The 15968-nt window shown below is 41.0% G+C and carries 12 protein-coding genes; 7 read left to right on the top strand and 5 right to left on the bottom strand.

The window, feature by feature from the left end; all coding sequences use genetic code 11:
• Positions 1 to 29: 29 nt before the first annotated feature.
• On the bottom strand, positions 30 to 506 hold the full coding sequence (locus IPM34_14310) for a hypothetical protein (GenBank protein MBK8956710.1): 477 nt from the start codon (positions 504 to 506) through the stop codon (positions 30 to 32).
• Between the two features lie 692 nt (positions 507 to 1198).
• A complete protein-coding gene (locus IPM34_14305; GenBank protein ID MBK8956709.1) occupies positions 1199 to 1735 on the bottom strand; it encodes a hypothetical protein in 537 nt (178 codons plus the stop codon).
• Between the two features lie 243 nt (positions 1736 to 1978).
• Here IPM34_14305 and IPM34_14300 point away from each other — a divergent pair, with 243 nt between their 5' ends.
• From IPM34_14300 to IPM34_14280, 5 genes are read left to right on the top strand one after another with little or no spacing between them, the layout of a single operon-like run.
• Entirely contained in the window at positions 1979 to 2689 is a 711-nt protein-coding gene (locus IPM34_14300) for an outer membrane lipoprotein-sorting protein (GenBank protein MBK8956708.1), read from the top strand.
• Complete coding sequence (locus IPM34_14295; GenBank protein ID MBK8956707.1) at positions 2686 to 3900, top strand: ABC transporter permease; 1215 nt, start codon at positions 2686 to 2688, stop codon at positions 3898 to 3900. Before IPM34_14300 ends, IPM34_14295 begins: the two co-directional genes overlap by 4 nt.
• A 9-nt stretch (positions 3901 to 3909) precedes the next feature.
• A complete protein-coding gene (locus IPM34_14290; protein MBK8956706.1) occupies positions 3910 to 5121 on the top strand; it encodes an ABC transporter permease in 1212 nt (403 codons plus the stop codon).
• Between the two features lie 5 nt (positions 5122 to 5126).
• Positions 5127 to 5828: an ABC transporter ATP-binding protein gene (locus tag IPM34_14285; GenBank protein MBK8956705.1), complete on the top strand. Its 702-nt coding sequence runs from the start codon at positions 5127 to 5129 to the stop codon at positions 5826 to 5828.
• Positions 5829 to 5845: 17 nt separating this feature from the next.
• The gene (locus IPM34_14280) at positions 5846 to 7015 is read left to right on the top strand and encodes a hypothetical protein (GenBank protein ID MBK8956704.1); all 1170 of its coding nucleotides are present in this window, start codon (positions 5846 to 5848) and stop codon (positions 7013 to 7015) included.
• 60 nt (positions 7016 to 7075) lie between these two features.
• Here IPM34_14280 and IPM34_14275 read toward each other — a convergent pair whose 3' ends face one another.
• The 3 genes from IPM34_14275 to IPM34_14265 form a co-directional block, all read right to left on the bottom strand.
• On the bottom strand, positions 7076 to 7504 hold the full coding sequence (locus IPM34_14275; protein MBK8956703.1) for a DUF1761 domain-containing protein: 429 nt from the start codon (positions 7502 to 7504) through the stop codon (positions 7076 to 7078).
• A gap of 392 nt (positions 7505 to 7896) precedes the next feature.
• Entirely contained in the window at positions 7897 to 9930 is a 2034-nt protein-coding gene (locus IPM34_14270) for a S9 family peptidase (protein ID MBK8956702.1), read from the bottom strand.
• A gap of 291 nt (positions 9931 to 10221) precedes the next feature.
• On the bottom strand, positions 10222 to 10845 hold the full coding sequence (locus IPM34_14265; protein MBK8956701.1) for a hypothetical protein: 624 nt from the start codon (positions 10843 to 10845) through the stop codon (positions 10222 to 10224).
• A gap of 179 nt (positions 10846 to 11024) precedes the next feature.
• Between IPM34_14265 and dnaE the strand changes: the two genes are divergently transcribed.
• Positions 11025 to 14579, top strand: a complete 3555-nt coding sequence (gene dnaE / locus IPM34_14260; protein ID MBK8956700.1) for a DNA polymerase III subunit alpha — start codon at positions 11025 to 11027, stop codon at positions 14577 to 14579.
• Positions 14580 to 14583: 4 nt separating this feature from the next.
• Complete coding sequence (locus tag IPM34_14255) at positions 14584 to 15549, top strand: hypothetical protein (GenBank protein MBK8956699.1); 966 nt, start codon at positions 14584 to 14586, stop codon at positions 15547 to 15549.
• Positions 15550 to 15968: the final 419 nt, after the last annotated feature.

Here is a 15968-nt window from a genome sequence, read left to right as displayed (position 1 = left end):
TGAGCCTTCAATTCCAGCGACCATATATTTTAAGATCCGGATGAATGAATTTGTTTTAAATTTTCTACATCATCCAAATCTTTAAACCTTGCAGAAGCCAGCTTAGCTTCAATTAATTGGTTTAAGTGCAGGACTCTGATATTGACATTTTCAATGGTAACCAAATTGGCTTGATTATAAGCCTCATTAAAATCCAATCCTTTACATGCGGTCATTACATCAATTTTCACAAACCCTCCTCCAAATTGAAACACATCGAATTCAGAGGTATTCAGAAAATTATCCAATTCACCCATTGCACCCATCTGCATTTTAAAATCAACATGAACCTGAATTAATTTTGAATGATTGTCTATAGTGGGCTCAATCCAAATAGCCATATCTCCGGTTGATCTTCTGTATCCATATATATTGACTGCTAAGCCTCCAACTAAAATATACCGGACAGAATATTTATGAAGTAATTCAAGATACTCCAGAAAATCTTCGTTAAAAATTGAATTCAAGGGCGTTTAAAGGCTTTGTTAAAAACTCTTACAAACCGATATGTTTTAGGATTGCAATGGTGATTTAGTAAATGCAGGTATAAGCCTTGAAAAAATCGGTCTTTAAGATTTTGCCGAAGTATTTCTGCAATTTCCAATTTTTGAATGGCTTCAAATTTTCCCGCAACATGTTTGTCTCTATGCAATCTCATTGAAAACAAAGTTAGCGCTTTTTAAGGAAATATCAAGAGTTCTGTATTCATATTTTTTTCTAAACGAGACTTTTGATTTGGTCTATGGGCGCATTAGCTAATAACTAAGTCATTGTTGTTACTTATTTGTGTTTATTGGTTGGATCGAAGGGCCAGTCATTTTGATTGCAGTAGGATATAGTATTTGAATTTTTTTGATAAACTTCTTCTTTTCTGCATAATTGTGCATTGGATCAATTTCCACTTCAATTATCAACTTGAGAAATGCCATGCCTAATTCTTGCCGGTTCAATGAGCCGGTCGATCCAGTTCTGAGTTTGTTGGTGTTTAAAAAATTACCAGGTGGAGTTTTGATTTTTTAACAAACGAACGTAAGTTTATTTGATCATTTCAGATGGAATGGCAATTCACTTAAAATTACCCGGAAACCACCCCCAACATTATTGATTAAAAAGAATATTGAGAAGTAGCCCTTTTTAAAGTTCATTGGATTTTAGTAAACTATTCCGAGCCACCCACCACTTCAAATCCAATTGTCAACATTTTTCCCTGATTGTTCATTAACTGCAAATTTTTGACGATGAGTTTGTCACCGGAATTTAAATTCATCAGAGCGTCCTGGAATTCCAAAGAAAAACTCATGTTTGTCTCCTCAAAATATTTGGGATTCTGATTATTACTTTCAATAGTTGCCTGAAATGATTTTATATTCCATTCCATTCCACTTTGAGCAGGTACGCAGTAAATATTTAAATTTGATGCAGTTCTTAAAATTGCCAGATCTGCAGTTGAACTTCCCAATTCAAGGATCCCCTTCAAATTTGCACAATCAGAAAGCTTCAGGTACATCCCCGAGGTTTTTACAATCATGATTTCTTCGATGTTGTTTTCGGTATCCTTTGTTATTAAGGTATCTATAAACTCCCTGAAAAGAACTTTGTGCGGGGTGGTTGTTGCGCTGATACTGATCCCCTGTGCCTTTGCAAATTGTGTTGTCAGAAAACAAAGAAAAAAAATATAAAAATTTGTATTTCTCATTTTATCAGATTATAGTTTTAACTTTAGATTCGCATGGCAAATATAATTAAATTTGATGTGCAAAGTCCATTTACCGGCTTTATAATTGATCTTTATCCGCATCTATAAAAAGTCCGGCTTCATTAGAACCCAAATGGAAATGGAATGTTCTGTAATATGGCTCAATTTACATCCCTTGACTTCGTTAAAATGAAAAATATTCAAAAGGCTCATATTTTTCTGCTCATTTGCTTCTTTTTATCCATGTTCGCTTCTGGACTCGCGGCACAGTCTGCCAAAGACATCGTCAGAAAAGCCGACGAGCATGCACGTGGAAAAACTTCGATGGCCCATATGACCATTCAAACCATTCGCCCTAAATGGTCGCGCGAAATGACGATGAAAACCTGGGGTAAAGGCAATGATCTGGCTATGATCCTCATCACCGCTCCGGTTAAGGACAAAGGCATTGTTTTTCTCAAGCGAAAAAAGGAAGTGTGGAACTGGATTCCTTCCATCGAGCGGAATATTAAGATGCCTCCATCTATGATGAGCCAGAGTTGGATGGGTACGGATTTTACAAACGACGACCTGGTCAAAGAAGCATCCATCCTGGAAGATTACGAGCATACTCTGGTAAAAGACAGCCTGATTGACGATAGAATCTGTTATAAAATCCATCTTCAACCCAAACCACAGGCGGCTGTGATCTGGGGCGGAATTGATTTGTTCATCGACAAAAAAAATGATGTGATCCTGCACGCCCATTATTTCGATGAAGAAGGCAGGCTGGTCAATACGATGCATGCATCCGGTTTAAAAAATTTGGGAGGACGCCTTCTGCCGGCACGACTGGAGATGATTCCCGCAGATAAAAAAGGACATAAAACCGTTTTGATTTACAATTCACTTACATTTGACAAAGCTATCGAGGATGCCTTTTTTACCAGTCAAAATATGAGCAAGCTTCAATGATTCTCAAACTGATCTGGAGAAATTTGTGGCGCAACAGCAGACGCACGCTCATCACTACGGCATCCATCACCTTTGCAGTTTTGTTTTCCATCCTGATGCAATCGTTTCAGACGGGTGCATTCGATAATTTGATTCGCAACGTGGTGGGTTATTATTCCGGATATATACAGATCCATAAAAACGGATATTGGAATGATCGCATTTTGGACAATGGTTTTTACTGGGAGGATTCATTGCAACAAATTATCGGTCAGTATCCAAGCATCACGGGTATTGCGCCCAGGCTTGAAACTTTTGTACTCGCATCCAATGGGGCTCACACCAAAGGGTGTATGCTGGTCGGCACAGATCCGGACCAGGAAAATAAACTCAGTCATCTCAAAAATAAATTGACCTCTGGTTCTTATTTTTCTGAATCTGAAGAATCCATATTGCTTGCAGAAGGATTGGCAGAGCGGTTTGATATCCAAAGCGGAGATACGCTGGTTCTGTTTGGGCAAGGCTACCACGGTGCACTCGCCGCAGGCAAATACAAAGTGTCGGGCATCGTAAAGCTCGCTTCTCCGGCCATGAACGATGGCTTCATCTATTTACCCTTGAAAACAACACAGTCCTTTTTGAGTGCCGAAAATTTATTGAGTTCGATTTCTTTGCAACTCAGCGATCCCTTAGAAATGAAAACACTGGTGCAAGGTCTTCAATCAAAATTAGGCGAGGAATACGAGACGATGGATTGGGAAACGATGATGCCGGAAATTTCCAATCACATCAAAGCTGATGGCGTTTCCTTTTACGTGTTCTCCGGAGTGTTGTATCTCATCATTGGTTTTGGTTTTTTCGGCACCATCCTCATGATGACTGCAGAGCGGAGAAAAGAATTTGGAATGTTGATTTCCATTGGAATGAAAAAAATGCGACTTGGATTGATGTTGTTCGGAGAAACGCTGCTCATGACTCTGCTTGGCATTCTCATCGGAATGGCCTTAAGTCTTCCCCTGGTCATTTACTTAAATAAACATCCACTCCAATTTACCGGAGAAATGGCCCGGGCTTATGAGGAATTTGGCTTTGAACCCATCATTCCCACAGCCATAGACCCGAATATTTTTTTCACCCAATCGCTGATTGTATTGTGTCTTGCATTTGTTATCGGATTGTATCCCATTTGGCATATTCAAAAAATGGATGGCGTAAAAGCCCTTCGCAATTAATGTTATTCTATGCTCATTAAAATTGCCTGGAGAAATATTTGGAGAAGCAAAAAACGCAGCGTCATTCTGGCTGTTGCCATCAGTCTGGGGCTCTGGACGGGTATTTTTCTGATCGCATTTTACAACGGTATGATCGAACAACGCGTTGATTCAGCCATACGCACTGAAATTTCACATATACAACTGCACCATCCCGATTTCAAAAAAGACTACGATATTCAGTTTACTCTAAAAGATGCATACGCTACCCTCCAAAAATGCAAGATGCAAGACGAGGTTCAATTTGCATCTGCCAGATTGGTATTACAGGGTATGATTGCGTCGACAGCAGGAAGTCATGGGGTCATTATCAATGGCGTCCTTCCACAAGAGGAAAACCTTCTCACCCGACTCGAAAGCAAATTGGTAAAAGGAAATTATTTTGACGATGCAGGCTCCAATGAAATCATCCTAAGTCAAAAACTCCTCCATAAATTAAAATTAAGTCTTCACAAAAAAGCGATCCTCACTTTTCAGGACAAACAAGGAAATCTTGCATCCGCTGCCTTTCGGATCAAAGGCTTGTTTCAAACAAATAATACACCTTACGACGAGACCAATGTATTTGTACAGATACGGGATATCGATTCGCTGGCTGGAGTGCAGGGTGAACTCAATGAAATCGCACTGTTACTCCATTCCAACGACCAATTGAATGCCACAACAGATCAGTTAAAAAAGCAATTCCAAAATGTCGAAATCAAAAACTGGATGGAAATTGCTCCGGAAATTGGATTTACCGTAACGGCCGGCTCGCAAATGGTTTATATCTATATGGGTATTATTTTATTGGCTCTTGCATTTGGAATCATCAACACCATGATGATGTCGGTTTTGGAACGCACCCGCGAGATCGGCATGCTGCTTTCACTGGGCATGAATAAAATGAGAATTTTTAGCATGATACTCTTAGAAACTTTTTTTCTCATTTTGGCAGGTTGTCCCGTAGGCATTCTTCTTGCCTTCATTACCATAAGTGTTACCCGGCAAACCGGTATAGATTTCAGCCATTTTTCAGAAGTCTATTCGAGTTTTGGTTACAGTTCTGTGATTTATCCTTCTTTGAAATCAGAACAATTTTTCACGATACTCTTCATGGTTCTCATCACTGCGTTTTTTTCTTCACTTTTTCCGGCTCAACGCGCTTTAAAATTAAAACCCGCAGCTTCCATTAAAATTTAAGCAACATGAAACAAACCGTCATAGACGCTCACAATCTATCCAAAATATACGATGAAAAAACGGTGCCGGTTTATGCATTGAATAAAGTACACCTCCATTTATCGAGAGGTGAATTTACGGCCATAAAAGGGCCATCGGGCTCCGGAAAAACGACTTTGCTGAATATGATCGGCGGACTCGATCAACCCACTGAAGGATTTGTGGAAATCAACGGAACCAACATCACTGCTTTAAAAGGAAATGAATTGGTCGATTTCCGGCTGCACAATATTGGTTTTGTTTTTCAATCCTACAATCTCATTCCGGTATTAACGGCAAGAGAAAATATTGAGTTTATCATGTTGCTGCAGAAAATACCTCTAAAATTAAGGGAACAACGCGTCATGGAACTTTTAAAACAAGTAGGTCTCGAAAACAAAGCCAATAAAAGGCCCGGGGAATTATCCGGCGGACAACAACAACGGATTGCAGTGGCCAGAGCACTGGCATCGAAACCTCAATTTATTCTTGCAGACGAACCGACAGCCAATCTGGATTCGGTGTCGGCAGGAAATTTGCTGGATATGATGGCCCAACTCAACGAAGAAGAAAACATGACTTTTGTATTTTCAACGCATGATCAAAGAGTCATCAGCCGCGCAAGAAGAGTCATCACACTGGAAGATGGAAAAATTGTGGACGATACAGCACCCGCATCGACAAATTAAAACTGAAGCTAAATAAATTGAAAACCTGTTTACCATTTCTTTTAGTATGTATGGCTTGTATTTGTAAGAACATACATGCTCAGGAGGAGGAGATCAATTATCCACTTTTGGAAATCAATGGATATATAAAAGATCTCCAAACTTCATTTTTTCAGGACAGGATTGAATCCATGAGTACTTTCAATACATTGCACAACAGAATCAACTTCAAATTAAATCTGGATTCTAAATTTTCTTTCAAATTAGAACTGCGCAACCGGATTCTTTGGGGAGAATTCATCAGTGATATTCCTAACTACGGTGAATTTCTCGAAGAAAACAGTGGATTTTTGAATCTTTCCAAATTATGGCTGGATAAAAAAGGCTTCGTCGTACATTCCATGGCAGATCGAATGTATTTTCAATACACAACTCCCGGATGGGATGTAAAGTTGGGCCGTCAACGAATCAATTGGGGCATCAACACGATATGGAATCCGAACGACATTTTCAATGCCTATAATTTTCTGGACTTCGATTATGAAGAACGTCCGGGAAGCGATGCCTTGCGCATACAGAAAAATCTGCACTCGAATGCAACGATGGAGCTTGCTTATAAACCCGGAAAAAATAAAGACCAACACATCGCAGGAATCTTATACAAATGGAATACCTCTGCTTATGATTTCCAAGTGCTCACCGGGTTATTGCATACCGATTATTTTATTGGAGGCGGATGGGCAGGAAGTATCGCGGATGCCGGATTTAAAGGCGAGTTCAGCTCTTTTCATCCAAGGAAAAATGCTGCAGACACGAACAGCGTCTTGACTTTATCGCTTATGTTGGATCGCACATTCAGCAACGAATGGTATCTGTCATTTGCATATTTGTACAACAGTCATCCACATGGGAATCTTTTAGGGAATAGCGGCTTCCTGGATGCACAGTTATCTCCCAAATCATTGTTCCCATATCGCAACAGCTTTTATGCTGGGATGTCTAAAGCTCTTAGTCCCATTCACAACCTCTCTTTATCACTGATCTATGCCCCTGCCAATAACACTCTATTGTGGATACCTACTTATCATTGGAATACAGCATCTAATTTTGATATCGATATAACGATTCAGTCTTCCTTTGCAGAAACCAACAAGGTATACAAGTCGATAGGAAATGTATTTTACATTCGCGGCAAATGGAGTTACTAAAAAAATACCCTTACTCCTTTAACAGGAATAAGGGCATGATCTTTTTTGCGAATGAATTCTTTACTTCGGCCTCCAGGCGCCGATGATCGCTCCCATCACTGTAAACAGCAAAAAGGTATAAAATCCATCGACCATTGAAAGGCTTACGGGATTACCTGCAAAGCGGTTGCCCGTATAAATTCCAAACAGGTGGATCACACCAATCACAGCACCCAGTGTTGCACCGGATTTCAGGTCAAATGAACTGGTTTTGTTGACCAGCCAGTTCATGCAGTAAGCGTAAACGAGCAAGCTGATGATGTTTACAATCATAGGTAGCATGTCCATAGGCATTTCTGCACCGTTTTTCATCATCTTCTCACCGTCCATACTTATGCCGTTTCCCGACATCCAGAGGTCAGTAAACAACATGCCGTACCAAAGCCAGCCCATCCCCATTCCTACAAGGGCCGAAACGACCAACGCAATCCAATTTGTTTTTGTCTCCATTTTGTTTGATTTATGGTTAATTAATAAAATTCAGCGGAAATTGGCAGTCTAAATATAGGAAGAAATTGGAATATGTTGAATGGAGGCATGGAGGCATGGAGGTGGGGAGGCTTGGAGGCTTGTAGGCATGTAGGTGGGGAGGCATGGAGGCTTGTAGGCCTGTAGGTGGGGAGGCATGTAGGCATGTAGTCCCGATAAAATATAGAGAATTATTTCTTTACTAAAATATTATGCAATTTTATCGGGATGTAGGCAAGGAGAAATTTAGGAGCTCTTATTTTGACTGCTTGGCTTCATGACTGCTTGACTGCCAACTTTTGACTTTTGACTACTGACTACTGACTTCATGACTGCCAACTGCCAACTGTTGACTGCAGACTACTGACTACTGACTACTGACCAAAATCTGCCAGCAACAATACAAATGCATAATCGAGGGCGACTTCTTTTAATCGTTCAAAACGACCGGAAGCTCCTCCGTGACCGGCATCGAGATTTGTATGGAAAAGCAGCAAATGATGTTTATCCGTTCGGTGGGTCCGCAATTTAGCGGTCCATTTTGCGGGTTCCCAGTATTGAACCTGACTGTCTGAAAATCCGGTGGTGATCAGCACATTTGTATAATTTTTATTTATGATGTTATCGTAAGGGGAATACGATTTCATATAAAAATATTGTTCTGGAATTTCGGGATTGCCCCATTCATTGTACTCTCCGGTTGTCAATGGAATGTTGGGATCCGACATCGTCGTGATGACATCGACAAAAGGCACATGGGCCAGAATGCCTTTAAACAAATCGGGGCGCAGGTTGAGTACCACTCCCATCAGCAGCCCCCCGGCCGATCCTCCCCTTGCGAACAAACGTTCGTTAGTCGTGTAGTGTTCGCGGATCAGGTATTCTGCACAATCGATGTAATCGTAAAAAGTGTTCATTTTATGAAACATCTTTCCCTTTTCATACCAATGCCAGCCTTTTTCCTTGCCACCGCGAATATGGGCAATGGCTAAAACAAATCCCCGATCGAGTAAGGATAAGGCATTGCTGCTGAAAACGGGATCGTAACTGATGCCGTAACTCCCATATGCATTGAGCAATAACGGAGCTTTGCCGTTTTTTTGAAATCCTTTGCGATACACCAAGGATATGGGAATCATGACGCCATCTCTGGCCGGTGCCTGCAGGTATTCAGAAACATAATTGGATTTATCAAAATCACCCAAAACCTTATGTTCTTTCAATAATTGCAAAGTTCGATTCCGCATATCGTAATCGAAGGTCGAACTGGGCGTGGTGAGTGAAGTATAATGCAAGCGGAGTATTTCCGTATCCAATTCCTTATTTGCTCCCAACCAGCAATCGTAGCTGGCATCCGGAAAGCGGATAAAATGGGGTTCCGCCGATTCATTCCAGGGATGGATGCGGATTTGATTCAATCCATTACTGCGCTCATGAATGACGAGGTAATTTGAGAAGAAATCCATATCCTGAATCAAAATCTCTTCAGAATGCGGAATGAACTCGACCCATTTTTCAAACTGAAATGCTGAAACATTTGCCTTGCTTATTTTAAAGTTTACAGCCTGGTCATTGTGAAGGATGTAAAATTGATGGTCAAAATAATCGACCGAGTAATAAAACCCAGATACCCGTGGTTTAATACATTGAAGCGAAGCAGACTTTTCATTCATGTTTAAAAAATGGCATTCGACATTTTCCGTATATCCGCAATGCATGAATAAATGTGTCCTGTCTTTTGATGCGGATAGACTGACATAGGTGGTTTCATCCGTTTCATGGTAGATCAAAGTATCCTCTTCAAATGCCTGCCCGAGTGTGTGTAACCAGGCCCGATCGGATCGCAGATTCTCTTCATCTTTAGTATTGTAATAAAATGAAAGATTATCGGGTGTCCAAACAAAATCTCCAGCCATGATCCTGTTTATGGTTTCCGTAGTTTCTCCCGTCAACAAATCTATGACAAATGCCTGGTGCAGGTTTCTACCGGTTGTATCGAGACCGTAGACCAATTTGCGTCCATCGGGACTCAGTTTTGGTGGAATCACATGACAAAATTTCTTGCCTTCGGCAAGTTTGTTCACATCCAGGATGATTTCTTCACCGGCCTCTGCATCGGTCCTTTTTTTTCTGCAATAAACCGGATATTCCTTTCCATGCTCGTGCCGGATGTAATAGAGAAAAGCACCCATGGGATAGGGCACGGTCTGATCCTCCTGCTGGATCCGGGCTAACATTTCTTCGAATAATTTTTCGCGCAATGGTTTCGCGGGAGCCAGGATGTTATCAAGGTATTCGTTTTCCTGTTTGAGATAATCGATCACCTCCGGATTTTCGCGTTCATTGAGCCAGTAGTAGGGATCGACTCTCACATCGCCATGAAGTACGAGTTCTTTATCCTGCTTCATTGCAATGGGTTCGGCTGTTTGGCGATTTCTTTCAAATACTTCCTTGACTTTATTTGTATCGATAAGGCTCATCCTGCTTAAAATTAAAACATTTAAAACAGAAACTATGCTGTTTGGTTGAAAGCGATGGAGAATCGAGTAACTTTAGAATACTGAATTTATGAGGTGTTTGCGTGAAGGATATGTATTTTTTATAAAACAAAAGTGTTCCATTTGTAAGTAATAACATAACTTACAATATTGCGATTTAATAATAGATGGTGATGAAAAATCAAAAAATTAGCACTTATATTATTCCCCAGCCGCCATTTTAATTTTCTGAAAATCAATTTTAGAAGCGAAGGCCAGTTCATCCTGTTCGGATGCAAAACCTCTGAGGTTAAACATAATCAACGTTTGGCCTACTGGAATTTGAATCTGGGTGCCACGGATTTTAAGTTGCTGATCGTTGTCGCCATAAAAATCGATTGTTTCGGTTTTAAGCACTCCACGGAGATTTGCTACTCTGATGCTTTTCGCTCCGGGGCCTAAAATAGCCGGATTGTTCATGTATTGTTGCATTGCTGCCATGAGCGGAGAATTCGCCATGATCTGGATGTCGGCATCGTTTTCGGGTTTGGAGGGATTTTTATATTCCCGGGTCAGGGCGAGTCCGCCACCTGCAAATCCTGCATTGTTAAACGCAGCCTGAACGGCTTTTAATCCATTGATTTCATCGGGCAATAAGTTACCTAGTTGTTCTCCCATCAGCCGGTTCAATTCATTCATGGCGTCCTGCAGACTCATTTGTGCTTGTTTGTAATTTTTCTGTTTGTAATATTCCTGTGCTTCTGCAACAAATGTTGGAAAGGGATCCTGTGCATAATTTTGAATACTACACGCGCACAAAACGAATAGGATCATTGCATTTTTCATAGTGAAACTATTAGCTGCATCCAAAGATATTACAAATTTTTTTGAATGCATAAAAATCAGGACCTGGCTTTTTTGTACACCTGGCACTTTTCGCTGTTTTTACACCCAAAAAGCTGCTTTTTTTCGTTCGTCTGCAGCCCTGAAATTCTGTATCTTTGCCACCTCACCTTAAACAGACCATGCCTCAGTTCGTACACTTGCATTGCCACACACAGTTTTCCTTATTGGATGGCGCCACAGACATTGCTGCATTGATGAAAAAAGCTGCAGCGGACGGGCAAAATGCGGTTGCCCTGACCGATCATGGCAATATGTTTGGATGCTTTTCTTTTGTTAAAGAGGCTAAAGCCCATAAGCTCAAACCAATCCTGGGTTGCGAATTCTATCTGGTACCCGACCGGCATAAAAAATCATTCATGAAATCTGCCGGAGAGAAAGACGAGCGTCTGCACCAGTTGTTGCTGGCGAAAAATCAAACCGGATACGAAAACCTTTCGAAACTTTGTTCACTTGGTTATATCGATGGGCTGTATGGAAAATTTCCGCGTATAGACAAGGAACTTTTACTTCAATACCACGAAGGTATCATTGCGACCAGTTGCTGCGTGGGTGCTGAAATTCCTCAAACGATCGTAAAAGGTCGGATCGAAGAAGCTGAGAAAAAACTCAAATGGTGGTTGGATGTTTTTGGAGATGATTTTTACATCGAACTCCAGCGTCACCGGGGCTGTGACGATATTGACGGGTCGGGTGTCAGTCAGGAGAAAATCAATCAGGTTCTTTTGGGTTTTGCAAAAAAATATGAACTCAAGGTAATAGCCACCAATGATGTACACTATCTGGAAGAGGAGGATTACAAACCACATGATGTTCTTCTGTGTGTGAATACCAATTCGAGCGTTGAAGAAACAGACCGATTTCAATTTCCGAGTTCCGATTTTTATTTCAAAACGCAGCAGGAAATGCTGAATACCTTCAGCGACCTTCCGGAGGCGGTGGATCGCACACAGGAGGTTGCCGATAAATGCTTTACACCGAATCTCGAACGGAATGTTTTATTACCGAATTTTCCGGTTCCTGAAAATTTCCCTACTCAGAATGCTTATCTCGAACATTTGGTTTACGAAGGAGCATTAAATCGATATAAACACATCGATGCGCAGCTGAAATCGAGAATTGAATTTGAATTATCCGTTATCGAAAAAATGAATTTCGGAGGATATTTTCTCATTGTGCAAGACTTTATTCGGAAAGCCCGGGAAATGGGAGTAAGTGTTGGACCAGGTCGGGGTTCAGCTGCAGGTTCAGTTGTTGCGTATTGCCTGACGATTACGGATATCGATCCGATAAAATACAACCTGCTATTTGAAAGATTTCTCAATCCCGAGCGGATAAGTTTACCCGATATCGATATTGATTTTGACGACAGAGGCAGACAGAAAGTCATCGATTACGTCGTCGAACAATATGGTCGCAACCAGGTTGCACAAATTGTAACATTTGGTACCATGGCGGCCAAATCATCCATTCGCGATGTGGCACGCGTCAAACAACTTGATTTGGCCTCTGCAGACCGGCTTGCAAAATTGGTTCCAACCCGTCCGGGTATTTCTCTCCGATACATCATGGATGAAACTACGAATCTGAGTGAGGAGTTTCAACCCGATGAGAAAAAACGCATTGAAGATCTTCGCCAGATCCGAAAGCAAACGGGCCTCGAATCCGAAGTTTTGGAAATGGCCATGAAACTCGAAGGATCGGTACGCAACACGGGTGTGCACGCAGCCGGCATCATCATCGCACCGGATGAAATCACGAAATTCATTCCCGTATGCACGGCAAAGGACACCGACCTGCTGGTGACTCAGGTGGAAGGTGGCGTCATCGAAAAAACGGGATTGCTCAAGATGGATTTTCTTGGATTGAATACTTTATCCATCATCAACGATACGCAAACTAATATCGAACGCAAATACGGACCCGAAGCACGCGTCGATCTCCATAAAATATCCTTCGACGATCCTCAAACACTCGAGTTGTTTCAAAGCGGACACACCATCGGCTTGTTTCAATTTGAAAGCGAAGGCATGCGCGGTCATTTAAAAAATCTAAAGCCTAGCGGTATTGAGGACGTCATTGCGATGAATGCACTTTTCCGCCCGGGACCTATGGCATACATAGATGAATTTATTGCGCGCAAACATCAAAGGGTTTACATTGAGTATCCGCATCCCTGGCTGGAAGAAATCTTACGCCCAACCTATGGGATCATGGTTTATCAGGAACAGATCATGCAGACCGCCCAAATAATGGCAGATTATTCGCTTGGAGAAGCCGATGTGTTGAGGAGGGCCATGGGGAAGAAGCAGGTAGATGAAATGGAAAAACAAAGTAAAATCTTTGTTGAGCGTTGCGAGAAAAAGGGTGTGGAACCCAAAAAGGCGCAGGAAATTTTTGACGTGATGATGAAATTCGCAATGTATGGATTCAACCGTTCACATTCTGCAGCATATTCCGTACTGGCTTTTCAAACTGCCTATTTGAAAACGCATTATCCGGAAGAATTTATGGCTGCGGTTTTGACAGCCAACAAAAACAATGTATCGGATCTTAGCATCTATCTGAGAGAATGTCAGCGCATGAAGCTCAATGTTTTAGGACCTGATATCAACGAATCAGAAATTGATTTTACAGTCAATGAAAAAAGTCAGATCCGATTCGGTCTTTCAGCACTCAAAGGAATCGGGGAAGGACCTGTGGAAGAGATCCTCAAAGAGCGGACTGCCAATGGCCCGTTTAAGGATTTTGCCGATCTGATCAAAAGATTAAATTCAAAAGTTTTCAATAAAAAAGTGATTGAAAGTTGTGTATATGGCGGTGCTTTCGATTGTTTTCCAAACATGCATCGCGCCCAATATTTTGCACCCTATGATAAATATCCCAGTTTCATCGAATTCATGATCCGTTGGGGTAACCAATATCAGGCCAGCAAGGACCGCATGCAGGCATCTTTATTCGGCGAAAGTTTTAATGAAGATATACCCATTCCGAAAGCTCCTGAATGTCTTCCATGGACCAATCTCGAAAAACTGGAACGAGAAATTGAGATCGCGGGCATTTATCTGAGTGCCCACCCGTTAGACGATTACAAACTCGAAATTCAACATGCGGCTACCATTACGCTGGATCAGCTGGAAACTTTTAAAGAAGACAACAGAGAAGGTTATCGTCACCGCATTTGCGGGATCATTGCCGATGCGCAACACCGTACCAACAAACGCGGAGAAGGTTTTGGAGTGGTTAAAATCCAGGATTATTACGGCAGCATTCAAATTACTTTATTTAAAGAAAAGTATTTGCAATACAAACCATTCCTCAATAACGGACAAGCTATCATGGTCGACGGAACTTATGGGAAAAGTAGATTTCGCCAGGATAAAAATGACGAGTGGGAATTTCAAGTCAACCACCTCATTATTCTTTCCGAAGCTTTGCAAGCGCTGTATAAAAAATCCATACAGCTTTTTGTAAAGCTGGAAGCCATTAATAATGATTCGGGAGACTCTTTGGAAAAAATCCTAAAGTCGCATAAGGGAAATATACCTGTGAACATACAAGTATTAGATGCAGATAACAAAATCCAACTCTCACTGATCTCTCCAAAAAAAGTACTCATCAGCAGTGATTTGCTGTCCGGATTAGAAACAATGGGTCTCAGTTACAAATTGAATTGATCAAATGAAAAAGTGGCTGCATATAAGTTTTGTATTGATAATTTCTGCTCCAGGCCTGAATGCGCAGAATTTTGATGATTTTACCCTGGACAAAGAAGTCAGTATTTTTATCAAAGAAAATTTCGACGGTCTTAAAAATTTTAGTTTAGGAATTGACTGTCCTCACGAGGAAAATCAATGGTACCTGGATTCTCTGGAATACTCGCCCTGGTATGTTGGAGATTTTAACAAAGACAAAATTTCAGATTTGTTTGTAACAGGAAAACAAAGAAAAGATCAGGTTCACTACCTCATTTTTGGAAAAGATGAACTCGACGAAGAGCCCGGTTGGGAATATCTGCAATTGTATCCCTCTAAAAAAAGAGGAGACCTGGTGATCCCATTTATTGAAGAGACGCGTAAGCAGTTGTACATCGTTTTCAAGCAATTCAAAACTTCTACAACTACGGTAGTTAAGGATGGCCTGGAAGTGCGTTTACCAAAGACATACAAAGATTATTATAAGATGGGTTTGATGAAAAAGGACACCCTGATATACGAATTCGGACACATCGTAGAGTATAATGCGAAGCCGGAAGTAAAACCGATTAAATTTCTTCAAATCCATATATTTTGTCAGTTTGGAGGCTGCCCTGATTTCCGTGTGAAACTTAGCAATGACGGACAAATGATCCTCCACAACATCAATAACACTACTGAAGAAACGGGAATGTACACTGCAGTTTGCGAACCCGATCTGATCGACCGTCTGTTTGCGCTTGCCAACTATTTAAAAATAAATAAGCAACTCGAAAAATTTGGAGATGACAGTGCTGATAAAACCGTAACGATGCTGATCGAATACGAAGATGGGAGTTACAAATCCTGGTATGATTACGAACAAGGCGCCAGTCTGGCGATGGCGCGGTTTTACGAGTTGATGGTGGAAGCGAAAAATACGGCGGAGTGGGAGTTGAAGGGAGGAGAATGATGGAAAATAGATTATGGATTATGGAGCAAGTCGCATCGAGGAAGGCGAATGGAGCAAGTCGCAAAGTTAATGGATGATAGAGAATGGAGGCATTTCGACTTTTTGACTTTCGATAAAATTGTTCCTGACTAGCTCGCTGTTGAAAGGCCTTTTTAATAATATCGGAATGACTGAATTGGAGGCTTGCAGGTATGCAGGCTTTTAAACTTTGAGGCATGTAGGTTGGAAGTCTGTTAGTCAGGAAGTCAGCATAACGCAATAATTTAATAAATAAATTTGCTTATATCGTTTAGGTAAAATAGTGGTTGTTCAAGGTTTATAATTTAGTTTCATTGCGGATAGCTATTTATTAATTTCTCTTTTAGATTTAAAGTTCAATATATTTGTACTAAGCAGATTGATTGCTGATTGAATTTTTC

It is taken from the genome of Saprospiraceae bacterium (assembly GCA_016716185.1).
GTDB lineage: Bacteria > Bacteroidota > Bacteroidia > Chitinophagales > Saprospiraceae > Vicinibacter.
The sequence above is the reverse complement of the archived record's forward strand: the minus strand, read 5'-3'. Positions and strand labels throughout refer to the sequence as shown.